This window comes from Streptomyces sp. NPDC002853 (assembly GCF_053591915.1).
In genome coordinates, this window is sequence record NZ_JBSFUS010000011.1 from 357,046 (window position 1) to 381,018 (window position 23,973).

Sequence of the window (23,973 nt, forward strand, 5' to 3'; positions counted from 1 at the left end):
TCGGCGTTGCGCGCCCATGTACGGAAAAGGGCGAGGCTCCCAGAAGAACTGGGAGCCTCGCCCTGAACGCTGCCGACGCCTAAGGCGTGGAAACGGCCGTCAGTTGTCGTCCTCGTCGATGAGGAAGCCACGCATCGGCGACGGGGCCTGCTGCATGGGCTGCGGAGCCTGCGGCCGCACCGGCGCCATCGGCTGGGTCATCGCCGGGGACATCTGCTGCTGGCCGCCGTAGGACGGACCGGCGTTCTGCTGGTTGCCGCCCATCGACTGCTGGCCGCCGTACGACGGGGCGCCCGCGCCGGCCGGTGCCATGGAAGGCGCCGGGGACGGCGGAAGGGAAGCCGTCGCCGGGGTCCGCGGCGGGGCCAGCGAGTCGTCGGCCTGGGTCTCCAGCTGACGGAGCTGCGACTCCAGGTAGGACTTCAGACGCGTGCGGTACTCGCGCTCGAAGCCGCGCAGGTCCTCGACCTTGCGCTCCAGCGTGGCGCGGGCGGACTCCAGGGAGCCCATCGCGACGCGGTGCTTCTCCTGCGCGTCCCGCTCCAGGGCGTCAGCCTTGGCACGGGCGTCACGCTCAAGGCCCTCGGCGCGCGAACGCGCCTCGCCGACGATCTTGTTGGCCTCGGAACGGGCCTCCGCGATCGCCTGGTCAGCGGTCTGCTGGGCGAGGGAGAGCACGCGCGCGGCACTGTCGCCGCCGGGGCCCTGACCGGGCTGGGGCATCTGCGGACCGTGGCCGCCCATGGGACCACCCATGGGGCCGCCCATCGGACCCTGACCCATCGGGCCCGGTCCCTGCGGACCGCCCTGCGGGCCGTGCCCACTGGGGCCTGCGGGCAGCTGCGGCGCACCACCGGGCAGCTGCGGCGGACCGCCCATCTGCTGGTGCTGCGGGTGCTGCTGCTGCGGCGGCACCGGCTGCGGGCCCGATATTGCGGCGGGCACCGGTGCGCCGGGACCGCGCTGGTCCTGCGGTTCCGGAGGCTTGCGCATGCCGCCCTGCTGCTGGTTCTGCGCAGCGGCGCGGGTGGCAGCGGCCAGTTTGGCGCGCAAGTCCTCGTTCTCGCGGAGCAAGCGAGTCAGTTCGGCTTCGACCTCATCGAGGAAGGCATCGACCTCGTCCTCGTCATAGCCTTCTCGGAGGCGGACGGTCGTGAACTGCTTGTTCCGCACGTCCTCGGGGGTCAACGGCATCTCTTCACCTCAACGTAGTCGTCGGCATTCGGCAAGACCGTATCGTTCACACAGACACCGACCTGACGACGGTGATCAGGATGTAGACGATGATCATCAGTACGAAGAAGGACAGGTCGAGCGCCACGCCCCCGAGACGCAGCGGCGGAATGAACCGCCGCAGAAGCTTGAGCGGTGGATCAGTGACAGTGTAGGTGGCCTCCAAAATGACCACCATCGCCTTGCCGGGTTGCCATGAGCGGGCGAACTGGAAGACGTAGTCCATGACCAACCGGAAGATCAGCACGATGAGGAAGCACATCAGCGCGATGTAAAGCACCTGCCAGACCACGCTCATGTTCGCGGTTCCCTCTCCCCTGTTACCCGTGCTGCGTTTGCCGGTTCTGCGTTACTGCTTCACTTACGTCTCAGCTCTGGTTGAAGAACCCGCCCTCTGCGATGCGAGCCTTGTCCTCCGCCGTTACATCGACGTTAGCAGGCGACAACAGGAACACCTTCTGCGTCACTCGCTCAATGCTGCCATGGAGACCGAACACCAGACCGGCGGCAAAGTCGACAAGTCGCTTCGCATCCGTGTCGTCCATCTCGGTCAGATTCATGATCACCGGAGTGCCCTCGCGGAAGTGTTCCCCGATGGTACGGGCCTCGTTGTACGTCCGCGGGTGCAGCGTGGTGATGCGGTAGGGCTCCCGCTCGGACACGACCTTGGGCATGATCACCGGTGCGTTCTTCTCCAGGCTCTGACGTTCAGGTGTGATGGATGCCACGGGGGCGATACGTGCCGGACGTCCGGATTCCGCGGCTAGCGAAGCGGAATGGGCGACCGGCTCACGCTGTGCGGGGGGCTGCACCACTCGTACCGATTCGTCCCTTTCGGGCACGTGTGCCTGACGGGACTGATGGGGCTGGTGCGGCGACTCGTGCCGCCTGCGGTCCCGCTCGGGCTCCGGCTCGGGTTCGAACTCGTCATCGGGGTCGAACCCCGGACCGTCGTACCCATCGTCCTCCACGAGGCCGAGGTAGACCGCCATCTTGCGCATCGCGCCGGCCATGCTCTGAGTCCTCCGCTCTGTGGTGGATCGGCTGTCGTCACCAACTGCCCGCGATCCACGAGGCCTCCCCGCCCAACAGCGAGAATGACCATATTTTCTGCTGTGGTCCGACTTCTTGGCGACGTTACCCGAGCCCGGGTCGGACTCCGAGTACCGCCGTACCGACGCGCACATGTGTCGCTCCGGCCGCCACGGCCTGTTCGAGGTCCGCACTCATCCCTGCCGACACCATGTTCGCAGCCGGATGAGTCGCGCGCATGAGGGTTGAGAATTCCATCAGCCGCTCGAACGCCGCCTGTTGCCGTCCCGCGTACGGACCGGTGAGCGGCGCCACGGTCATCAGACCGTCGAGCCGCAGCCCCGGGGCCTCGGCCACCAGCCCGGCCAACTCCTCGATTCCGCCGGGGCCCACACCCCCGCGCTCGCCCCGGCCGTTCTCCTCGGCGTCGAGGGCGACCTGGATCAGACAGCCGATCTCCCGCTCGGCCCGCACGGCACCGGCCGACAGGGCGGTGACGAGCTTGGGGCGGTCCACGGACTGCACCACATCGGCATAACTGACCACAGAACGGACCTTGTTGGTCTGCAATTGACCGACAAAGTGCCAGTCGAGGGGCAGATCCGAGCAGTCGGCGGCCTTGGGGGCCGCGTCCTGGTCGCGGTTCTCGGCGACATGACGCACGCCGAGTTCCGAGAGGATGCGCACATCGCTCGCGGGATAGGTCTTGGTGACCACGATCAGGGTCACCTCCTCCCGCTTGCGCCCCGCCGCCGCGCACGCCGCGGCGATGCGCTCCTCGACCTGTGCCAGATTTGCGGCGAGTTGAGACTTACGGTCCGTCATGCCCTATCAGTCCAGCCAGACATAGCCCGCGAGACGACCGGTGGTCCGGTCGCGGCGGTACGAGAAGTGGTCACCGGATTCCAGGGTGCACACCGGCGACTGCTCCCGGTCGCGCACCCCGAGCCGCTCCAGCTGGGCGTGCACCCCCGCGGTCACGTCGACCGCCGGGGTGCCCCAGCTCGTCTCGGCGTACGCCGCGGGTTCGATCGCGGCGACGTCGGCGCGCATCTCCTTGGGCACCTCGTAGCAGCGGCCGCAGACGGCGGGCCCGGTGCGGGCGACCATGCGGGCCGGGTCCGCGCCGAGCTTCATCATCGCCTCGACGGCCGCGGGCACGACCCCGGCGATCATGCCGGGCCGGCCCGCGTGCGCCGCGGCGGCCACCTTGGCCACCGGGTCGGCGAGCAGGACGGGCGTGCAGTCCGCGGTGAGGACCGCCAGGGCGAGGCCGCGGCGGGCGGTCACCACGGCGTCGACCGCCGGGACCTCGGCGTCGGAGCCCCAGGGCCCGTCGACCACGACGACGTCGGGGCCGTGGACCTGGTTCATCCAGACCACGCGCGCCGGCTCGATGCCGAGCGATGTGGCGGCCAGCGCACGGTTCGTGCGCACGGCCTCGGGGTCGTCGCCGACCGCGCCGCCGAGATTGAGCTCCGCGTACGGAACGGCGCTCACCCCGCCCCACCTGTCGGTGAAGGCGAAGTGCGCGCCGCCCGTGGTGCTGTGCCGGTCTATCACTTCAGGAAGTCCGGCACGTCCAGCTCTTCGGCCTGGCTGTCCGAGTAGGGACGGGCCGGCGGCACCTGCGGCGGGGCCACGGGCGCGGACGGGGTCTCGTTGACCGGGGTCGTCTCGACGGGCTCCGGGGCCGAGGGCTCCTCGTGCGACGTGACGCTGCCGAGGCCGCCGTAAGGCGAACGGGACTCGGCCGGACGGCTCGTGGCCGCCGGCTGCTCGTCACGCTGCTTGGACGACGACGCCGAGCCGAGGACGGTGTCGCGCTTGGACGGCGGCTGCCCGCCGTCGAAGCCCGCCGCGATGACGGTGACCCGGACCTCGTCGCCCAGGGCGTCGTCGATGACGGCGCCGAAGATGATGTTGGCCTCGGGGTGGGCCGCCTCGCTGACCAGTTGGGCCGCTTCGTTGATCTCGAAGAGGCCGAGGTCGGAGCCGCCGGAGATGGAGAGCAGGACTCCCCGCGCTCCGTCGATGGACGCCTCCAGGAGCGGCGAGGAGATCGCCATCTCGGCGGCGGCCACCGCGCGGTCGTCGCCGCGGGCCGAGCCGATGCCCATGAGTGCCGAACCGGCCTCGGACATGACCGACTTGACGTCGGCGAAGTCGAGGTTGATCAGACCCGGGGTCGTGATGAGGTCGGTGATGCCCTGGACACCGGAGAGCAGGACCTGGTCCGCCGACTTGAAGGCGTCCAGAACGCTGACCTGGCGGTCCGAGATGGACAGGAGCCGGTCGTTGGGGATGACGATGAGGGTGTCGACCTCTTCGCGCAGCTCCGCGATCCCGTCCTCGGCCTGGTTGGCGCGACGACGGCCCTCGAAGGTGAACGGCCGGGTCACGACGCCGATGGTCAGGGCGCCCAGGGAGCGGGCGATGTTGGCGACGACAGGTGCGCCGCCGGTGCCGGTGCCACCGCCTTCGCCGGCGGTCACGAAGACCATGTCGGCCCCCTTGAGGACCTCCTCGATCTCCTCGCGGTGGTCCTCGGCCGCCTTGCGGCCGACTGCCGGGTTGGCTCCGGCGCCGAGGCCACGGGTGAGTTCCCGGCCTACGTCGAGCTTGACGTCGGCGTCGCTCATCAACAGGGCTTGCGCGTCGGTGTTGATGGCGATGAACTCGACGCCCTTGAGACCGACCTCGATCATCCGGTTGATGGCATTGACACCACCGCCGCCGACACCGATGACTTTGATGACTGCGAGGTAGTTCTGCGGTGCTGCCACGTCGAAGGCCTCTCGCCTCGAGTTACGTGTCGCCGCCTCGCGGTCAAGCGCCGCGACGACTGATGCCGAATGGGACGGTCCGAACGCCGACCCGAACCCTAACGCTGAAGTTTAGGGTTACCAGTGTGTCTGTTCCTTGGACTCTTCCGAACAGGACACTAAGTCGACAAGTGGCGCACGTTCAACGAACACGCCGAACCTCCCGTTTTTCTTTTCACCCTATGTGATCAGCCGTAGCGCTGCCGAACCAGGGTGCTGGCCTGCGGCGATATGCGTCAACTCGCCGACGACGCAGGGGCGGTGGGGACACTCACATCGAAGTGCCGTGCCTTGGGGGCGGCTTTCATCAGGGCGGTGAGTGTGCTTGCCTTCGTCTGACCCTTCTCGCTGCTGCCCCACTCCACGGTGCGTCCGCCGCTCAACTCCAGCGAGATGGAGTCGTACGAACGGACCTTGACGGCCCGAGTATCGCGGGCCACCGCCGCGGGCAGCGCACCCGCGACCTGTACCGCCTCACGCCGCAGTCGGTGCGAGTCAAAACGGCGCAGACTCGCCTCCGCGTTCTCCTGATCCGGCCTCAATTCCAGGAGTGGGACACCCTTGGGCGCTTGTCCGCTCGTGGCGAATCGCACTCCCTTGGCGTCCACTTCGACGAACTTTCCGCCCTTTTCGATAAGCAGAACCGGCTTGCGTTCGGTCACTTTCAGACCGATCGTGTGCGGCCAGGATCGGTCGACCTCGACCGAGTCGATGCGCGGAAGTCTCTTGCGCAGCCGGTCCTCAAGGGCGTCGGTGTCGACCGAGATCAGGGGTGCCCCGACCGGAGCCGCGGCCGCCGCGCGCACCTTTTCGGGCGTCAGGACCCGGGTCCCCGACGTCGTCACGCGCTCCACGCGCAGCCACTGCGAGCCGTAGAACAGCCAGAATCCTCCCGCACCGACCAGCGTGAGCGCGATCAGCGAGAAGATCAGGGTGCGCGGCCGCGGCATGCGTACGCGGGATCGCAGAGAGCGCGGAGGGCGGGGCGGGCGGGACCCACCAGAAGCGGGCTTCTGCCGTTCGGCGGTGGTCGGTCCGGCCACGGTCCCCTGCCTTCTTGTGCTCTAGTGCCGTCTCACCCGTTGCGGCGCGACGCGATCGCCTCGTACACCATGCCGACGAGGAGGTCGTCGGCGTCCCTGCGGCCGAACTCCGAGGCCGCACGGGACATCTCGTACAGCCGGTGCGGATCGGCGAGCACCGGGAGTACGTTGCCCTGCACCCACTCGGGCGTCAGTTCGGCGTCGTCCACGAGGAGTCCACCGCCCGCCTTCACCACCGGCTGGGCGTTCAGCCGCTGTTCGCCGTTGCCGATGGGCAGCGGGACGTAGGCGGCCGGCAGCCCGACGGCGGAGAGTTCGGCGACGGTCATCGCGCCCGCACGGCAGAGCATCATGTCCGCCGCGGCGTACGCGAGGTCCATCCGGTCCACGTACGGTACCGGGATGTAGGGCGGCATACCGGGCATGTTCTCGACGTACGGCATTTCGTTCTTCGGGCCGACCGCGTGCAGGATCTGGATCCCGGCGCGCTGAAGGACCGGAGCGACCTGCTGGACGACCTCGTTGAGCCGCCGCGCGCCCTGCGAGCCACCGGAGACCAGGAGCGTCGGCAGGTTCGGGTCGAGGCCGAAGGCGGCACGCGCCTCCGGACGGACCCGGGCCCTGTCCAGCGTGGCGATGGTGTGGCGCAGCGGAATGCCGATGTAGCGGGAGTTGCGCAGCTTGCTGTCCGGCGTGGCGACGGCCACCCCGTGCGCGTACCGCGAACCGATCTTGTTGGCGAGGCCGGGGCGCGCGTTGGCCTCGTGCACGACGATCGGCGTACCGGTCCGCTTGGCCGCGAGGTAGCCCGGCAGCGCGACATAGCCGCCGAAGCCGACCACGCAGTCCGCCTTCGTGCGCTCCAGGATCTGCTCGGCCGCCTTGATCGTGCCGCGCAGCCGCCCCGGGACGGTGATCAGCTCAGGAGTGGGCTTGCGCGGCAGCGGAACGGCCGGGATCAGCGCCAGTTCGTAGCCCCGCTCGGGTACGAGTCGGGTCTCGAGTCCACGCTCCGTGCCCAGGGCCGTGATGCCCACGGTCGGGTCCTGCCTCCGCAGGGCGTCCGCGAGGGCGAGCGCGGGCTCGATGTGGCCGGCGGTCCCCCCACCGGCGAGTACGACATGCACCGAAATTCACCGCTCTCCGGACGAACGCGCCTTGACGCGCCGTCTCATCGTGTTCCATCTCACCCGAGGTTGCCGCATGGCCAGGGCCGCCTTTGCCGCCGGATCCTCCCGCGCGAAGGCGATGAGGAGTCCGATGGCGAACATGGTCGGCAGCAGGGCCGAACCCCCGTAGGAGAACAGCGGGAGCGGGACACCGGCGATCGGCAGCAGACCGAGCACCGCACCGACGTTGATCACGGCCTGCGCCGTGATCCAGGTGGTCACGCCTCCCGCGGCATACCGTACGAAGGGGTCCTCCGTGCGTCCGGCCACGCGGATACCCGCATAGCCTAGAGCCGCGAACAGGGCGAGCACCGACAGCGTCCCCGCCAGGCCGAGTTCCTCCCCGGTGATGGCGAAGATGAAGTCGGTGTGCGGTTCCGGCAGTTGACCCCATTTTTCCACACTCGCGCCGAGGCCGGAACCGAAGAATCCGCCGGATGCGAGGGCATAGATCCCGTGCACGGCCTGCCAGCACTGGTCGCCGGGGCCCGGATCCGTCGCGCCGATGCAGGCGAGCCTCGCCATGCGGTTGGGGCTGGTCTTGATGAGGATGACGCCGAGCAGGGCCGCGATCGAGAGCACTCCCGCGAAGAGCCGGGTGGGCGCCCCCGCGAGCCAGAGCAGGCCGAAAAGGATCGCCGTGAGGATGATCGCCGTGCCCATGTCGCCGCCCAGCATGATCAGGCCGAGCAGCATGAAGGCGACCGGGACGAGCGGCACCAGCATGTGCTTCCACTGGGTGAGGAGGCGCTTGTCCTGTTTGCGGGCGAGCAGATCGGCGCCCCACAGGACGAGGGCGAGCTTGGCGAACTCGCTGGGCTGGAGCTGGAAGGGGCCGCCCAGATAGATCCAGTTCTGGTTTCCGTTGACGCTGCGCCCTATCCCGGGGACCTGCACGAGCACCATCAGGAAGACGGTCACGGCGAGGATGGGATAGGCGAGCGCCCGGTGCAGCTTGATGGGCATGCGCATGGCCACGAGCAGCAGGATCGACCCGAGCACGGCCGCGACGAACTGCTTCTGGAAGAAGTACGCGGCGGGCAGGTCGAGCTGCAGCGCCTGGATCATCGACGCCGAGTAGACCATCACCAGGCCGAGCACGGTGATCAGCAGGCTGCTGCCGAAGATGAGGTAGTAGGCCGTCAGCGGCCGGTCCCAGGCGCGCTTGAGCCGGGTGACGAACCGCCGCACCGCGTTCTCGCTCGGCGGGCGCGGAGCCCGCGGGGAACGGACCGGCGCGGGACGCTTGGCAAGGCGCGTGGGCGCGCGCCCGCTACTGCCTGCCATCAGGACCCCCGCCCAGCCACCAAGACGCTGCCACGTGCCCTCCTAAGGGTGCCGGGCGCCCCGGACCACTGGGCCCGCGTCAGGCGCTCGCGCCGAGTTCGCGGACCGCGTCCGCGAACGCGTCACCACGCTTGTTGTAGTTGGTGAACATGTCCATCGACGCACAGGCCGGAGCCATCAGTACGGTGTCCCCCGGCTCGGCGAGCCGTGCCGCCTGCCGTACCGCCTCGGACATCGCCCCAGTGTCGGTCCGGTCGAGGTCGACGACCGGGACCTCGGGCGCGTGTCGCGCCAGGGCTTCGCGGATCAGCGCGCGGTCGGCGCCGATCAGGACGACACCCCGAAGCCGCTTGGCCGACTTGGTGACCAGCTCGTCGAAGGTGGCGCCCTTGGCGAGCCCGCCCGCGATCCAGACGATCGATTCGTACGCCGCCAACGAGGCTTCCGCGGCGTGGGTGTTGGTGGCCTTGGAGTCGTCGACGTACGCCACCCCGGCCACGTCGGCGACGTGTTCGATGCGGTGGGCGTCCGGACGGAAGGCGCGCAGGCCGTCGCGTACAGCCGTCGCGGGCACGCCGTAGGCGCGCGCGAGAGCGGCCGCGGCCAGGGCGTTGGCGATGTTGTGCGGCGCGGGCGGCTGCACGTCGGAGATCTCGGCGAGCTCCTGCGCCTGCTTCTGACGGTCCGGCACGAACGCACGGTCGACCAGAATGCCGTCCACGACGCCCAGTTGCGAGGGCGCGGGCGCGTTCAGCGTGAAACCGACGGCGCGGCAGCCCTCTTCGACGTCGGCCTCGCGGACGAGGTCCTCCGTCGCCTTGTCGGCGACGTTGTAGACGCAGGCGATCTGATTGCCCTCGTAGATCCGGCCCTTGTCGGCGGCGTACGCCTCCATGGAGCCGTGCCAGTCGAGGTGGTCGGGCGCGAGGTTCAGGACGGTCGCGGAGTGGGCGCGCAGCGAGGGCGCCCAGTGCAGCTGGTAGCTGGAGAGCTCGACGGCGAGCACGTCGTACGGCTCGTCGCCCGTGACGACGTCGAGGAGCGAGACCCCGATGTTTCCGACGGCGGCGGTGCGCAGACCGGCCGCCTCCAGGATCGAGGCGAGCATGCGCACGGTCGTGGTCTTGCCGTTCGTGCCGGTGACCGCGAGCCACGGAGCGGCATCGGGGTCGCGCAGGCGCCAGGCGAGCTCGACGTCGCCCCACACCTCGACACCGGCAGCGGCGGCTGCCGCGAAGAGCGGCTTGTCCGGCTGCCAGCCGGGTGTGGTGACGACGAGTTCGGTGCCTTCGGGCAGGGTGGCCCCGTCGCCGAGGCGGACGCTGATGCCCTCGGACCTCAGCTCATCGGCCTGCGTACGGGAGCGCTCGTCGTCGCCGTCGTTGACGACCGTGACGAGGGCGCCCAGGCCGTGCAGCACGCGGGCCGCCGGGATCCCGGAGACGCCGAGCCCGGCGACGGTGACGTTCTTCCCCTGCCAGCTGGTCACTTCTTGGCTGCCCATCCTGCGTAGAAGAGGCCGAGTCCGACGATCACGCACATGCCCTGGATGATCCAGAAGCGGACCACCACAAGGACTTCGGACCACCCCTTGAGTTCGAAGTGGTGCTGCAGTGGCGCCATGCGGAAGACGCGCTTGCCGGTCATGCGGAACGAGCCGACCTGGATGACGACGGACATCGTGATCAGGACGAACAGGCCGCCGAGCAGGGCGAGGAGCATCTCGGTGCGCGAGCAGATCGCGAGTCCTGCGAGCGCGCCGCCGAGGGCGAGCGAGCCGGTGTCACCCATGAAGATCTTGGCGGGCGAGGTGTTCCACCACAGGAAGCCGAAGCAGGCACCCATCAGGGCGGAGGCCACGACGGCGAGGTCGAGTGGGTCTCTGACCTCGAAACACGCCTGTGGGTTGGTCAGCGTGACGGCGTTGGCGCAGGACTCCTGGTACTGCCAGACACCGATGAAGGTGTACGCGCCGAAGACCATCACGGAGGCGCCCGTGGCGAGGCCGTCGAGGCCGTCCGTCAGGTTCACGCCGTTCGACATCGCGAGGATCATGAACAGCGCCCAGACCACGAAGAGCACCGGGCCGATCGACCAGCCGAAGTCCGTGACGAACGACAGCTTGGTGGAGGCCGGGGTCTGGTTGCGGTTGTCCGGCCAGTTCAGCGCGAGCACGGCGAAGCCGATGCCGACGATCAGCTGGCCGGCCATCTTCGCCTTGGCGCGCAGACCGAGCGAGCGCTGCTTCACGATCTTGATGTAGTCGTCGAGGAAGCCGACGAGGCCCATGCCCGCCATCAGGAAGAGCACGAGGAGACCGGAGAGCGTGGTCTCCGTGCCCGTGATGATCTTCGTGAGGAAGTACGCGATGAGCGTGGCGAGGATGAAGGCGATGCCACCCATGGTCGGCGTACCGCGCTTGCTGTGGTGCTCGCGCGGGCCGTCGTCCCGGATGAACTGCCCATAGCCCTTGCGGGCAAGGAACTTGATAAGGAGCGGGGTTCCGACCAGGGTCAGGAAGAGCCCGATCACACCCGCGAAGAGGATCTGCCTCATCGGCCGGCGACCTGCCCCTCGGGAGACGCGGAGTCATCGAGCAGCGCCGTGGCGACCCGCTCGAGACCGACCGATCTGGAAGCCTTCACCAGCACGACGTCTCCCGGGCGCAGCTCGCTGCGCAGCAGGTCGATCGCCGCCTGTGCGTCGGACACGTGCACCGACTCCTCACCCCACGAACCCTCGTTGTATGCGCCCAGTTGGAGCCAGGACGCTTCCCTGCCCCCGACTGCCACGAGCTTGCTCACGTTCAGCCGGACAGCGAGCCGTCCGACCGCGTCGTGTTCGGCGAGCCCCTCGTCACCGAGCTCGGCCATATGACCGAGCACCGCCCACGTACGACGTCCCTTGGCCATGGCCGCGAGCGCGCGCAGGGCGGCTCGCATGGACTCGGGGTTCGCGTTGTAGGCGTCGTTGACGACCGTCACGCCGTCCGGGCGCTCGGTGACCTCCATCCGCCAGCGGGACAGCGTGCCCGCCTCGGAGAGCGCGCGGGCGATCTCGTCTGCGGACATGCCCAGCTCATGGGCGACGGCGGCCGCGGCAAGCGCGTTCGACACGTGGTGCTCACCGTACAGCCGCAAGGTCACGTCGCTGCACCCGGAGGGTGTGTGCAGCGTAAAGGCAGGCTGTCCGATCTCCGTGAGCCGGACATTCTCGGCACGTACGTCGGCGTCGGCGGCCTCTCCGAAGAGCAGGACGCGCGCCTTCGTGCGCGAAGCCATGGCGCGGACGAGCGGGTCGTCGGCGTTGAGGACGGCGGTGCCGTCGGCGGGCAGGCTCTCGACGAGTTCACCCTTCGCCACTGCGATCTGCTCGCGTCCGCCGAACTCGCCGATGTGGGCGGTGCCGACGTTGAGGACGAGGCCGATCTTCGGCGGGGTGAGGCCGGTGAGGTAGCGGATGTGGCCGATGCCGCGTGCGCCCATCTCCAGGACGAGGAACCGCGTCTCGTCGGTGGCGCTGAGGGCGGTGAGCGGCAGGCCGATCTCGTTGTTGAGCGAGCCCGGCGTGAAGACCGTGGGCGCCTTGCTCCGCAGCACCTGGGCGAGCAGGTCCTTGGAGCTCGTCTTGCCGACGGAGCCGGTGAGCGCCACGAGCGTGGCACCGAGCCGCTCCACGACGTGCCGCGCGAGGGCGCCGAGCGCCGCCTGCACGTCGTCGACGACGATGGCGGGGACGCCGACGGGGCGCGATGCCAGGACGGCGGCGGCGCCCGCCTCGATCACCGCGGACGCGTAGTCGTGGCCGTCGACGCGCTCGCCGGCGAAGGCGACGAAGAGGCTGCCGGGCTCCACCTCACGGGAGTCCCTGACGACCGGTCCGGTGACCTGGACGGACGGATCCGGTATGTCGTACGTCTGCCCGCCGACGACACTGGCGATCTCGGCGAGGGAGAGGGCGATCACAGATTCATCCCTGGGTTTGCTGGATTGCTTCGCGAAGTACCTGGCGGTCGTCGAAGGGACGCACCACCCCGGCGATGTCCTGTCCCTGCTCGTGGCCCTTGCCCGCGACCAGCACCGTGTCGCCGGGCTCGGCCCGGGCGACGGCCGCGCGGATGGCGGCGGCGCGGTCCTCGAAGACGGCGACGTCACCGCGTTCGTGGGACGGCACGTCGGCGGCACCGGCGAGCATCGTGGCCAGGATCGCGAGGGGGTCCTCGCCACGGGGGTTGTCGGAGGTCAGTACGGCGGTGTCGGCGAGCCTGGCCGCCGCGGCGCCCATCGGCATCCGCTTGGTCTTGTCCCGGTCGCCGCCGCAGCCGAGGACGATGTGCAGTTTGTTCTCGGTGACCTTGCGCAGGGCGCGCAGGACCGATTCGACGGCGTCCGTCTTGTGGGCGTAGTCGACGACCGCGAGGTAGGGCTGGCCGGCGTCGATGCGCTCCAGGCGGCCGGGGACGCCCGCCACGGCGCCGATGCCGTCGGCGGCCTGCTGCGGGTCGATCCCGGCGACGGCCAGCGAGACGATCGCGGAGAGCGTGTTGGCGACGTTGAAAGGGCCGGCCAGCGGGGACTTGGCGGTGATCCGCTCGCCCTGCGGGCCGACCACGACGAACGTGGAGTCGAACGGCGTGACCTCTACGCCTTCCGCGCGCCAGTCGGCGTCGGGGTGGCCCTCGGCGGAGAAGGTGGTGACGGGGACCTCGGACTCGTCGATGAGCCGGCGCCCGTACTCGTCGTCGAAGTTGACCACTCCGACCTTGGAACGCAGCTTGGTGAACAGCTGCGCCTTGGCCTGGAAGTAGTCCTCCATGTCGGAGTGGAACTCCATGTGCTCCGGGCTGAGGTTGTTGAAGACGGCGACGTCGAAGACGCAGCCGTCCACCCGGCCGAGCACGAGGGCGTGCGAGGAGACCTCCATGGCGACGGCCTCGACGCCGCGCTCGCGCATCACCGCGAACAGCGCCTGGAGGTCGGTCGCCTCAGGGGTCGTGCGTTCGGACTTGATCCGCTCGTCGCCGATGCGCATCTCGACCGTGCCGATGAGGCCGGTCGACTTGGCGCCCTTGAGACCGCCCTCGACGAGGTACGCCGTGGTGGTCTTGCCGGACGTGCCGGTGATGCCGATCTGCAGCAGATCGCGGCCCGGGTGGCCGTAGACCGTGGCCGCGAGCTCCCCCATGGAGCCGCGCGGGTTCTCCACGACCAGGACCGGCAGGCCCGTGACGGCGGCGCGTTCGGCGCCCGTCGGGTCGGTGAGGATCGCGGCGGCGCCGAGGTCGGCGGCCTGGGCGACGAAGTCGGCGCCGTGCAGCCGGGCGCCGGGCAGCGCGGCGTAGATGTCGCCGGGGCGGACCGCGCGGGAGTCGTGCGTGATGCCGCTGACCTCCCCGGTGCCCGGGGCGGCGACGCCCAGCTGATCGGCGATCCTGGCGAGCGGCGTCGCGGAGACCTGGACCGGCCGCGGCGGCCCCGGATATGTCACGGGAACGCCCTTCTGGGTGGTTTGGGACTGATCAGCGTGTGGCACGGCGGTGAGCGTACCGGGCGCACCGGGCTCAGGGCGAAGCGGGCGGTGTGGCGGGGGCTGGTTCCCCGGCCGCGGAGTGATCGTTGTCACGGGTTTGTCCTGGTGGGGCTCAGGGTTCGAAGGTGACGGGGAGCCGGGCCGCGCCCTTGCCGGTGGGCGGGACCTGGAGCGTCTTGAGGGCGAACTGCATGACTTCCTTGTAGATGGGACCGCAGATCTGGCCGCCGAAGTAGCTGCCCTTGGTGGCGTTCTGGATCGCGCAGTAGACGGTGACGCGCGGCTTGTCGGCGGGCGCGAAACCGGCGAACGACGAGGTGTAGCCCTTGTACTTGCCGGTCTCCGGGTCGACCCGGTTGGCCGTACCCGTCTTGCCCGCGACCCGGTAGCCGGGGATGCGGGCCTTGGTGCCCGTGCCCTCTTCGTCGTCGACGACGGATTCGAGCATCCGCGACAGCGTCTTGGCGGTCTTCGCGCTCACCACCCGGGTCTTCTTGGGCTTGGGCGCGGGCGTGAAGCGGCCGTCGGGTCCCTTCGTGCCGCGCACCAGCGTGGGCTCGACGCGTACGCCGTCGTTGGCGATGGTCGAGTAGACGGAGGCCGCCTGCATCGCGTTGATGGAGAAGCCCTGGCCGAACGGGATCGTGTACTGCTGCGAGGTGGACCACTTGTCGGCGGGCGCGAAGATGCCGTCCGTCTCGCCGGGGAAGCCGAGCCCGGTCCTCTTGCCGATGCCGAACTTCCGCAGGTACGAGTAGAGCGACCGGTTGGCTTCCTTCTGGGTCTTTCCCAGCTCTCCGGTGGCCAGGATCGTGCCGATGTTGCTGGACTTGGCGAGCACGCCGTTGAGCGTGAGGTGCCAGGTCGGGTGGTCGATGTCGTCCTGGAAGAGCCGGTCGCCGCGGTGCAGCCGGTTGGGCACCGTCACACGGGTGGCGGGCGTGGCCGCGTTCTCCTCCAGGACGGCGGCCATCGACATGACCTTGGCGGTGGAACCCGGCTCGAAGGCGTCCTGGAGCGACGCGTTGCCCATGGCCGTCCCGTCGGCCTGCGAGAGGTCGTTCGGGTCGAAGCCCGGGGAGTTGGCCATCGCGAGGATCTCGCCGGTCTTGTTGTCCTGCACTATCACGTAGCCGCGGTCGGCCTCGGACTTCTCCACCTGCCTGGTGATGGCGCTCTGCGCGGCCCACTGGATGTCGCGGTCGATGGTGAGCTCGACGTCCGAGCCGGGCACGGCCGGCGTCTCGGTGCTGCCGGCGGTGGGCACCTGGTGGCCGCCGGACTGGGCGTACCTGATCTTGCCGTCCTTGCCGGCGAGCTCCTTGTTGAGCTGCTGCTCGAGGCCGCCCGCGCCCTTGCCCTCGGCGTTGACCCAGCCCAGTATCCCGGCGCCCAGGTCGTCGTTCGGGTACACGCGCTTGCTGCTGGGGTCCTGGAAGACACCCGCGAGGATGTTGGCGCTCTTCTTGTCGGCGCTCTCCTTGTCGGCGAGCGCGCTGCGCAGGTCCTTGATCTGCTTCCAGACCTGCGGGGTCTGCCTGCGGGCGAGCAGGACGTAGCGCGTCTTGGGGGTCTTCAGCTGTTCGGTGAGCCGGTCGGTGTCCTTGTCGAGGATCGGGGCGAGGAGCGCTGCGGCCTGCTCGGGCGCGTCCTTGATGCCCATCTCCTTGGCGGTGAACATCGTGGGGTCGGCCGTGATGTCGTACGCGTCCACGCTGGCGGCCAGTTCGACGCCGCGGCGGTCGGTGATGCCGCCGCGCTCGGCGGTCAGGACATGGCTGAAGTAGCGGTTCTTCTCGGCCTTGGCGGTGTAGACGCTCGCGTCGACCGCCTGCACCTGCAGGAGGCGCACGACGAAGGCCAGCATCACCAGGGTCAGCCCCAGGCTCACCATGCGAAGCCGGGGCCGCGGGCTGCCGAGACGGATGGTGCGGGGCGGCTGCCTGGGGGTGGCGGGGCGCGGGCGGCGCGCGGGCCCGGACCCCCCTCCTGTGCGGCGCTGTTCGCCGGGGCGGGCGGGGCGCGAGGGCCGCGCGGGTCCCGGGACCCTGCGTCGCGGGGGTTGGCGGTCCGTCACTTACGTCACCTGCCGGAGGTCGTGGGGCCGGGCGTCGCGGAGGGGTGGGGCGTGGGCGAGGCGTCCGGTGCCGGGGCGGAGGGCGCCGGGGACGCCGGGAGTGGTGTGGGCGACGGAGCCACCGGGAGCGAGACCGAGGGCGCCGGGGACGCCACCTCCTGCGGGCGCGGATCAGGCCGCAGCGCGGAGGACTGCTCGGCGGCTTCGGGAACGCCGCGCACGGTGCCGTCCGGGTTCAGGAAGGCCGGGTCACCGCCCGGCACCATGCCGAGCTCACGGGCGCGGCGCTGGAGGGCCTCAGGGGCGGCGTAGGCGTCCACGTCCCGCTGGAGCTCCTGCTCCTGGTCGGTGAGCTCCGTCGTCTCCTTCTTGAGCTCGCTCAGCTGGAACGAGCCTTCGTTGAGCGAGGAGTTCAGGATCAGCAGCGTGATCAGACCGCCGCCGAGCAGCAGCACGACGAGCAGCACGAACGGCGTGCGCGCGGCCTGGCTCGGCCCCGACGGCAGCAGCCGCGCCAGGCGGGCGGCCCTCCCCCGCAGCTCGGGCTTCTTGCTCATGGGGCCTCCTCAGGGACGCCGTTCACGGGTCCTCCCGGCGGGCGCGCTTCACGGAGCCTCCTCGCGGATGCGCTGCGCACCCCGCAGCCGTGCCGGGGCCGCCCGGCGGTTCTCGGCGACCTCTTCCTCGGTGGGGAGTTCGGCGCCGCGTGTGAGCAGCTTGAGCCGGGGCTGGTAGCGCTCGGGGACGACGGGCAGGCCGGGCGGGGCTGTCGTCGCGGCGCCGGCCGCGAACACCTGCTTGACCAGCCGGTCCTCCAGCGAGTGGTACGACAGGACGGCGATGCGGCCGCCGACGGCGAGCGCCTTCACGGCCGCCGGGATGGCCGCCTCCAGGACGCTCAGCTCGCCGTTGACCTCGATGCGCAGGGCCTGGAAGGTGCGCTTTGCGGGGTTGCCGCCGGTGCGCTTGGCGGCCTGCGGCAGGGAGTCACGGATCAGCTCGACGAGCCGCGCGCTGTTGCTGAACGGCTCCTTCTCGCGCTCGCGGACGACCGCGCTCACGATCCGCTTGGCCTGCTTCTCCTCGCCGTACTGGCGCAGGATCCGCACCAGTTCACCCGGTGCGTACGTGTTGAGGACCTCGGCGGCGCTCATGCCGGTCGTCTGGTCCATGCGCATGTCCAGGGGCGCGTCCTGCGCGTAGGCGAAGCCCCGGTCGGCCTCGTCGAGTTGCATCGAGGAGACGCCGAGGTCGAACAGGACGCCCTGCACCTTCGCGATGCCGAGCCGGTCGAGCACCTCGGGCAGTTCGTCGTAGACCGCGTGCACGAGGTCGGCCCGGTCACCGAAGGGGGCGAGCCGCTCCCCGGAGAGCCGCAGGGCTTCCTTGTCCCGGTCGAGGCCGATGAGGCGGGCCGACGGGAAGGTGGAGAGCAGCGCCTCGCTGTGGCCGCCGAGTCCGAGGGTGCAGTCGACGACGACCGCGCCCGGCTCGGCGAGCGCGGGGGCCAACAGGTCCAGGCATCGCTGGAGCATCACCGGGACGTGTCGGGTGTGGCTCAAAGGGCCCTCTCAGGTCCGGCGCGGAGCGCGGTGCGCACGGCCGGGTCCCCGCCCGCTCCAGAAGGGGAATGGCCTGCTGGCGCCGGGGAAGTGGCGTCAGCCGACCGGGAGCGGGAGGAGGCCGAGCCGTACGTACGCGTCGCGCACGTGGGGGGATTCAGGGAATCTCCGGGTGAACAGTCCAGCTGGGAGCAGGGTCACGGCTCCCACTTCGCGTCACTTTAGTCCACCGTGTCGCCCGGTCAATCAACTGGCCTGCGCGTCGCGGACGGGTCGTCGACGGACCGCGAAAGACGCCTCGTCACCCGTTCGGGTGTAGCCGCCGCACCCCTGTGGGTTAGCTCACAACAAGGCTCATTGACGTTCTTTGTCCCTTCTCACAGCGGGCCCCGGCGATCAGTGCCGACTACCGTCGTAGCCATGTCGACTTCCGCATCGCCCACGGGCTTCCCCGCAGAGCAGACCGGCGGCATAGCCGCCGGCGACACCGTCACGGACCGCCTCGTCGAGGCGAACAAGCGGTACGCGTCCGGCTTCACGGACCCGGGCATGGACGCACGCCCCGTCCTCGGCGTGGCCGTCGTCTCCTGCATGGACGCCCGCATCGATCTGCACGCCGCGCTCGGCCTCGAGCTGGGCGACTGTCACACCATCCGCAACGCGGGCGGCGTGGTCACCGACGACGTCATGCGTTCCCTGACGATCAGCCAGCGCGCACTCGGCACGCGCAGCGTCGTGCTGATCCACCACACCAGCTGCGGTCTGGAGAGCCTCACCGAGGAGTTCCGGCACGAGCTGGAGCTCGAGGTCGGCCAGCGGCCCGCCTGGGCGGTGGAGTCCTTCCGGGACGTCGATCAGGACGTACGCCAGTCGATGCAGCGGGTGCGGACCTCGCCGTTCCTCCTGCACACCGACGATGTGCGGGGATTCGTCTTCGATGTGACCACCGGTCTGCTGCGGGAGATCGACCCTGCGTGACCGGGTCCGGAGCCGATCTTTCCGGAACACCTCGGCAGGCAAAAGGCCGTAAGAGCTGACATATCGCCGCCAGTTATCCGCGGGCGAGTGACACAACCCGGTATGCCCAACAAGAATGCGGGGTGGGCACCACGCTGAACGATTCGTGCGTGGTGTCCGTGATTCGGGGTGGGCCGGGCCGCACACACATGCGTCGGCCCGGGAGAACGTGTCCGAGGAGGGCCGGGTGACGACCTATGACGATCGAGCGAGCCTCACAGATCTGACCGCCACAGCGGAGCGTGTCCGCGGGTCGGTCGAGGGTGTGATCGAGGGCAAGCCAGAGGTCGTACGGCTTTCGCTGACCGTGCTCCTCGCCGAGGGGCATCTGCTGATCGAGGATGTGCCGGGCGTGGGCAAGACCATGCTGGCCAAGGCGCTGGCACGGTCCATCGACTGCTCCGTGCGGCGCATCCAGTTCACGCCTGATCTGCTGCCTTCGGACATCACAGGTGTGTCGATCTTCGACCAGCAGCGCCGGGACTTCGAGTTCAAGCCCGGCGCGATCTTCGCGCAGATCGTGATCGGCGACGAGATCAACCGCGCGTCCCCCAAGACGCAGTCGGCGCTCCTGGAGTCCATGGAGGAGCGCCAGGTCACCATCGACGGGCAGACCTACGAGCTGCCGAGCCCCTTCATGGTGGTGGCGACGCAGAACCCCGTCGAGATGGAGGGGACCTATCCCCTCCCCGAGGCGCAGCGCGACCGCTTCATGGCGCGCGTCTCGATCGGCTATCCGAACGCGGAGGCCGAGCTGCAGATGCTGGACGTGCACGGCGGTGTCTCGCCGCTCGACGACCTCCAGCCGGTGGCGCACGCGCACGACATCGTGAAGCTCATCGACGCGGTCCGCACGGTCCACGTCGCCGAGGCCGTACGGCGGTACGCCGTGGACCTGGTGGCGGCGACCCGCAACCACCCGGACCTGAGACTCGGGGCGTCGCCGCGCGCGACGCTGCACCTGCTGCGGGCGGCCAAGGCCTCCGCGGCGCTCAGCGGCCGCGATTTCGCGCTGCCGGACGACGTCCAGGCCCTCGCCGTGGCGGTGCTCGCGCACCGGCTGCTGCCCACGGCCCAGGCCCAGTTGAACCGGCGTACGGCGGAATCCGTCGTCCTGGAGATCCTCCAGCGCACGCCCGTGCCCGCCGCCGTCCAGCCGAACAGCGGCTACTTCAACCAGCAGCCGCCCGGCGCACGGAGGCTGTGATGGCGGCCGGGGGGCCGCAGCCGGCGCAGGACGAGGAGGGCAAGGGCGGACTGCGGACCGCGCTCGCGGGTCTGACCACGCGCGGGCGTTCGTTCCTCGCGGCCGGGGTCGCCGCGGCCATCTGCGCGTATGTCCTGGGGCAGAGTGATCTGCTCCGGGTCGGGCTGCTGCTCGCCGTGCTCCCGCTGGTGTGCGCGACGGTGCTCTACCGCACGCGCTACCGCGTCGCGGGCAGCCGCAGGCTCTCCCCCGGGCGCGTGCCCGCCAGTTCGGAGGCGCGGGTCCACCTGCGGATGGACAACGTCTCGCGGCTGCCCACGGGGCTGCTCATGCTCCAGGACCGGGTGCCCTACGTCCTGGGACCACGGCCCCGGTTCGTGCTCGACAGGGTGGAGGCGGGGGGCCGCCGTGAGGTCTCCTACCGCGTCCGCTCGGACCTGCGGGGGCGCTATCCGCTGGGCCCGCTGCAACTGCGTCTGACGGACCCCTTCGGGATGTGCGAACTGACCCGCTCCTTCTCCACGTACGACACCCTGACGGTCATCCCGCGGGTGGAAGCGCTGCCTCCGGTGCGGCTCACCGGCGAGGCCAAGGGGTACGGCGACGGGCGCAACCGCTCGCTCGCCCTCGCGGGCGAGGACGACGTGATCCCGCGGGGCTACCGCCACGGCGACGACCTGCGCCGCGTCCACTGGCGCTCCACGGCTCGCTACGGGGAGCTGATGGTGCGCCGCGAGGAGCAGCCGCAGCGGGCCCGCTGCACGGTCCTGCTCGACACCCGGGCGCGGGCCTTCCGGGGTGCCGGGCCCGACTCGGCCTTCGAGTGGGCGGTGTCGGGCACGGCGTCCACGCTGGTCCACATGCTCGAACGGGGCTTTTCCGTACGGCTGTTGACGGACACCGGGAATTCCGTGCCCGGCGAGGGCTCGGACGGCTTCGCGGGCGCGAGCCAGGAGTCGGCGGACGCGGCAGGGCTGATGATGGACACCCTCGCGGTGATCGACCACTCGGACGGCACGGGGCTCTCACCCGCGTACGACGTGCTGCGCGGCGGCAACGAAGGCCTCCTGATCGCCTTCTTCGGCGACCTCGACGAGGAACAGGCGACGGTGGCCGCCAAGATGCGCCAGCGCAGTGGCGCCGCGGTCGCCTTCGTCCTGGACGCCACGGTCTGGGCGCAGAGCTCCGGCGGCGCTCCCGCGGGCCCCGGCGACGAGCGGGTCCGGATGCTGCGCGAGGCGGGCTGGACGGCCGTGGCGGTGCCTCCCGGGGCCGCCCTGGTGGACCTGTGGCGTCAGGCCGACCATCTGCGGGCAGGCGCGGGCCCGGCTCCCACGGCGGGCACGACGACCGGGGGCTGGGGATGAGGCGGGGGCCGGGGGCGATCGGCGGCCCGGCAGGCAGGACCAAGGGCACGACAACAGGGGGACGTTCATGAGTGGGCGCGCGCGACTCGCGCTCTGTGCCACGGCGGCCACGCTGATGGCCTCGGGGGCGCTGCTGCCGCTCGTCGATCCGGCGACGTGGTTCGTCCAGGCGGCGATCCTGCTCGCGCTGCAGAGCGGCGTGGGTGCGCTCACCCGGCGGGTCCCGCTGGCCCGGCCGGTCACGGTCGCGGTGCAGGCCCTGGTGACGCTGCTGATGCTGACGCTGGTGTTCGCCCGCAGGCAGGCGATCGGCGGGGTGATCCCGGGCCCCGACGTGTTCCGGGAGTTCGGGCTGCTCCTCGAGGCGGGCGGCAACGACGTCGGGCAGTACGCGATCCCGGCGCCGCTCAGTGACGGCATCCGGCTGATGCTGGTCGGCGGCGTCCTGGTGATCGGCCTCGCGGTGGACGCCCTCGCGGTCACGTTCCGTACGGCGGCGCCCGCGGGTCTGCCGCTGCTCGCGCTGTACTCGGTCGCGGCGGGGCTCTCCGGGGACGGCGCCGGGTGGTTGTGGTTCCTGCTCGCGGCCGCCGGGTATCTGCTGCTGCTCCTGGCGGAGGGCCGGGACCGGCTCTCCCAGTGGGGGCGGGTCTTCGGGGGCGCGGCGCGGGCGCCGGGACGGATCTCCGGGGGCCTCGAGACCGACAGCGGTGCGATCGCGCCGGTCCGCACGGGCCGGCGCATCGGCGCGGTGGCCCTGGGCATCGCCCTGGTGGTGCCGCTCGCGCTGCCCGCCCTGGACGGCGGGCTCCTCAACGGTTCCGGCGGCGCCGGAGGTTCGGGTTCCGGTGGTGGCGGCACGATCTCCGCGGTCAATCCGCTGGTCGCGCTCCAGGACAGCCTGAACGAACCGGACGACCGCGAGGTCATCTCGTACAAGACGAACGCCAAGGAGACGGAGAACCTCTACCTGCGGATCGTCTCCCTCGACCAGTTCGACGGCACGACCTGGAAGACCACCGTCCGCAGCATCGAGGACGTACCCCCGCGCCTGGAGGACCCGCCGGGGCTCTACCCCGACGTCCGCAGGAGCGAGATCCAGACGAACATCGCGGCCGCCGACAGCTACGCGCAGAACTGGCTGCCGATGCCCTACCCGGCGAGCGAGGTGAAGATCAACGGCCGCTGGCGGTACGAGCCGGTGGGGCGCGCTCTGGTGGGCGACCGCGGGCAGACGACACGCGGCGCGCAGTACGAGGTCAAGAGCCTCATCGTGGAGCCCACGGCCGAGCAGCTGGCCAACGCCGCCGAGCCGCCGAGGCAGATCGCGCGGGACTTCACCAAGGTGCCCGACACCTTGCCGTCCGTGGTGGCGTCCGAGGCCCGCAGGATCACCAAGGGCTCGTCGAACGACTACGAGAAAGCGGTCAATCTCCAGGACTATTTCGCCTCGGAGGGCGGCTTCACCTACAACACGCAGGTGCGCGCGGGCAGCGGCCCGGCGGCGATCGCCCGCTTCCTGGAGCAGAAGGAAGGCTTCTGCGTCCACTTCTCGTTCGCGATGGCCTCGATGGCGCGGACCCTGGGCATCCCGGCGCGCGTGGCGGTGGGCTTCACGCCCGGCGCCGCGCAGGCGAACGGCTCGATGTCGGTCGGTCTGCGGGACGCGCACGCCTGGCCCGAGCTGTACTTCGAGGGCGTGGGCTGGACCCGCTTCGAGCCCACCCCGAACCGCGGCACGGTGCCGGAGTACACGCGTCCGGACACCCCCTCCGACGGTGCGAGCGACCCGGCGGCGCCGGAGCCGACCTCGTCGTCGGCGCCGTCCGACGAGCCCTCCGCCTCCGCGAGCTGCCCGCCCGACCAGCAGCGGCAGGGCGGCTGCGCGAGCACGGCCCCGGCGGTCGCGGGCGGTTCGGGCGGTGACGGACCGCCGATCGACACGATCGTGGCGGTGACCCTGGGGGCGCTGGTGGTCCTCGGCCTGCCCTTGCTGCCGATGCTGTGGCGCCGGCGCATCCGTGCGGTGCGCCTGGGCTCGACGGGCCGTACGGAGGCGGACGCGGCCGCGCGGACCCTCGCCGCCTGGCTCGAGGTGACCGACACGGCCTGGGACCACGGGATCGCGCCGGACGAGTCACAGACCCCGCGCAAGGCGGCCGCCCGGATCGTACGGATCGGTCAGCTCACCGCGGCACCCGCGGAATCGGTCCACCGGCTGGCCGCTGCGGTCGAACAGGTGCTCTATGCGCCACGGCCGCAGCTGACGGCGGGCCTGGCCGATGACGTGCGGCGTGTGTCGGACGGCCTGTGGGCCACGTCGAACCGCTCGGCACGGCTGCGGGCGACACTCGCCCCGCGTTCGGCCGCACGGGTGGTGTGGGCGGTCTCGGACCGCTGGACGGCGGTCAAGGCACGGGGGTCCGAGCGGGTCGCCAAGCGGTGGGCGGCACTGCGGAGGCCTTCACGGCCGTCGCGGCAGCAGGGCTGAAGCAGCCGGGGGCTGAACCCACGCAGAGCTGAATACACGTAGGGCGCCGGCCGCCCCCCGGGGTGCGGGGGGGGGCCGGGGCCGGACGTGCGGGGGGATTATGAGGTGGGGTAAATCGGGGATGCGATTTGGGC

Annotated in this window: 20 protein-coding genes; 4 read left to right on the forward strand and 16 right to left on the reverse strand. The window is 70.6% G+C overall.

From position 1 onward, the window contains the following. Positions 1 to 99: 99 nt before the first annotated feature. The 16 genes from ACWD02_RS30500 to rsmH all read right to left on the reverse strand — a co-directional run bounded on the left by ACWD02_RS30500 (position 100) and on the right by rsmH (position 17,757). On the reverse strand, positions 100 to 1,194 hold the full coding sequence (locus tag ACWD02_RS30500; RefSeq protein WP_451215946.1) for a DivIVA domain-containing protein: 1,095 nt from the start codon (positions 1,192 to 1,194) through the stop codon (positions 100 to 102). Positions 1,195 to 1,240: 46 nt separating this feature from the next. Next, entirely contained in the window at positions 1,241 to 1,531 is a 291-nt protein-coding gene (locus tag ACWD02_RS30505) for a YggT family protein (protein ID WP_160504525.1), read from the reverse strand. Between the two features lie 70 nt (positions 1,532 to 1,601). Then, complete coding sequence (locus ACWD02_RS30510; protein ID WP_451215949.1) at positions 1,602 to 2,246, reverse strand: cell division protein SepF; 645 nt, start codon at positions 2,244 to 2,246, stop codon at positions 1,602 to 1,604. A 124-nt stretch (positions 2,247 to 2,370) separates the two neighbouring features. Next, positions 2,371 to 3,090, reverse strand: coding sequence for a YggS family pyridoxal phosphate-dependent enzyme (locus ACWD02_RS30515; RefSeq protein WP_451215952.1), 720 nt, complete (start codon positions 3,088 to 3,090; stop codon positions 2,371 to 2,373). A gap of 6 nt (positions 3,091 to 3,096) precedes the next feature. Next, a complete protein-coding gene (pgeF, locus tag ACWD02_RS30520) occupies positions 3,097 to 3,828 on the reverse strand; it encodes a peptidoglycan editing factor PgeF (protein ID WP_451215955.1) in 732 nt (243 codons plus the stop codon). Continuing rightward, complete coding sequence (ftsZ, locus tag ACWD02_RS30525; protein WP_451215958.1) at positions 3,825 to 5,051, reverse strand: cell division protein FtsZ; 1,227 nt, start codon at positions 5,049 to 5,051, stop codon at positions 3,825 to 3,827. Before ftsZ ends, pgeF begins: the two co-directional genes overlap by 4 nt. A 275-nt stretch (positions 5,052 to 5,326) precedes the next feature. After that, positions 5,327 to 6,133 (reverse strand): cell division protein FtsQ/DivIB, encoded by an 807-nt coding sequence (locus ACWD02_RS30530; protein WP_451215961.1) that lies wholly within the window; start codon positions 6,131 to 6,133, stop codon positions 5,327 to 5,329. A gap of 32 nt (positions 6,134 to 6,165) precedes the next feature. Beyond that, positions 6,166 to 7,260 (reverse strand): undecaprenyldiphospho-muramoylpentapeptide beta-N-acetylglucosaminyltransferase, encoded by a 1,095-nt coding sequence (gene murG, locus ACWD02_RS30535; protein ID WP_160504531.1) that lies wholly within the window; start codon positions 7,258 to 7,260, stop codon positions 6,166 to 6,168. Between the two features lie 6 nt (positions 7,261 to 7,266). Beyond that, complete coding sequence (ftsW, locus tag ACWD02_RS30540; protein ID WP_451215965.1) at positions 7,267 to 8,589, reverse strand: putative lipid II flippase FtsW; 1,323 nt, start codon at positions 8,587 to 8,589, stop codon at positions 7,267 to 7,269. A gap of 79 nt (positions 8,590 to 8,668) precedes the next feature. Beyond that, positions 8,669 to 10,093 carry a UDP-N-acetylmuramoyl-L-alanine--D-glutamate ligase gene (gene murD, locus ACWD02_RS30545; RefSeq protein WP_451215968.1) on the reverse strand — a complete coding sequence of 475 codons (1,425 nt, stop codon included), beginning with the start codon at positions 10,091 to 10,093 and terminating at the stop codon, positions 8,669 to 8,671. Beyond that, entirely contained in the window at positions 10,075 to 11,145 is a 1,071-nt protein-coding gene (mraY, locus tag ACWD02_RS30550; protein ID WP_160504534.1) for a phospho-N-acetylmuramoyl-pentapeptide-transferase, read from the reverse strand. The genes murD and mraY overlap by 19 nt, the downstream gene beginning before the upstream one ends. Further along, the gene (locus ACWD02_RS30555; RefSeq protein WP_451215971.1) at positions 11,142 to 12,554 is read right to left on the reverse strand and encodes a UDP-N-acetylmuramoyl-tripeptide--D-alanyl-D-alanine ligase; all 1,413 of its coding nucleotides are present in this window, start codon (positions 12,552 to 12,554) and stop codon (positions 11,142 to 11,144) included. The genes mraY and ACWD02_RS30555 overlap by 4 nt, the downstream gene beginning before the upstream one ends. A gap of 4 nt (positions 12,555 to 12,558) precedes the next feature. Then, on the reverse strand, positions 12,559 to 14,211 hold the full coding sequence (locus tag ACWD02_RS30560) for a UDP-N-acetylmuramoyl-L-alanyl-D-glutamate--2,6-diaminopimelate ligase (protein ID WP_451215974.1): 1,653 nt from the start codon (positions 14,209 to 14,211) through the stop codon (positions 12,559 to 12,561). Positions 14,212 to 14,230: 19 nt separating this feature from the next. Next, complete coding sequence (locus ACWD02_RS30565) at positions 14,231 to 16,195, reverse strand: peptidoglycan D,D-transpeptidase FtsI family protein (protein WP_451215977.1); 1,965 nt, start codon at positions 16,193 to 16,195, stop codon at positions 14,231 to 14,233. A gap of 5 nt (positions 16,196 to 16,200) precedes the next feature. Next, a complete protein-coding gene (locus ACWD02_RS30570) occupies positions 16,201 to 16,752 on the reverse strand; it encodes a cell division protein FtsL (protein ID WP_451215980.1) in 552 nt (183 codons plus the stop codon). A gap of 48 nt (positions 16,753 to 16,800) precedes the next feature. Further along, positions 16,801 to 17,757 carry a 16S rRNA (cytosine(1402)-N(4))-methyltransferase RsmH gene (rsmH, locus tag ACWD02_RS30575; protein WP_451215983.1) on the reverse strand — a complete coding sequence of 319 codons (957 nt, stop codon included), beginning with the start codon at positions 17,755 to 17,757 and terminating at the stop codon, positions 16,801 to 16,803. A gap of 357 nt (positions 17,758 to 18,114) precedes the next feature. Here rsmH and ACWD02_RS30580 point away from each other — a divergent pair, with 357 nt between their 5' ends. From ACWD02_RS30580 to ACWD02_RS30595, 4 genes are all read left to right on the forward strand, one after another. Further along, positions 18,115 to 18,735, forward strand: coding sequence for a beta-class carbonic anhydrase (locus ACWD02_RS30580; protein WP_451215986.1), 621 nt, complete (start codon positions 18,115 to 18,117; stop codon positions 18,733 to 18,735). 226 nt (positions 18,736 to 18,961) lie between these two features. Further along, positions 18,962 to 19,981 (forward strand): AAA family ATPase, encoded by a 1,020-nt coding sequence (locus ACWD02_RS30585; protein ID WP_363208238.1) that lies wholly within the window; start codon positions 18,962 to 18,964, stop codon positions 19,979 to 19,981. Next, positions 19,981 to 21,348 (forward strand): DUF58 domain-containing protein, encoded by a 1,368-nt coding sequence (locus tag ACWD02_RS30590; protein WP_451215989.1) that lies wholly within the window; start codon positions 19,981 to 19,983, stop codon positions 21,346 to 21,348. Before ACWD02_RS30585 ends, ACWD02_RS30590 begins: the two co-directional genes overlap by 1 nt. Positions 21,349 to 21,415: 67 nt before the next feature. Further along, positions 21,416 to 23,839 carry a transglutaminase TgpA family protein gene (locus ACWD02_RS30595; protein ID WP_451215992.1) on the forward strand — a complete coding sequence of 808 codons (2,424 nt, stop codon included), beginning with the start codon at positions 21,416 to 21,418 and terminating at the stop codon, positions 23,837 to 23,839. Positions 23,840 to 23,973 lie beyond the last annotated feature (134 nt).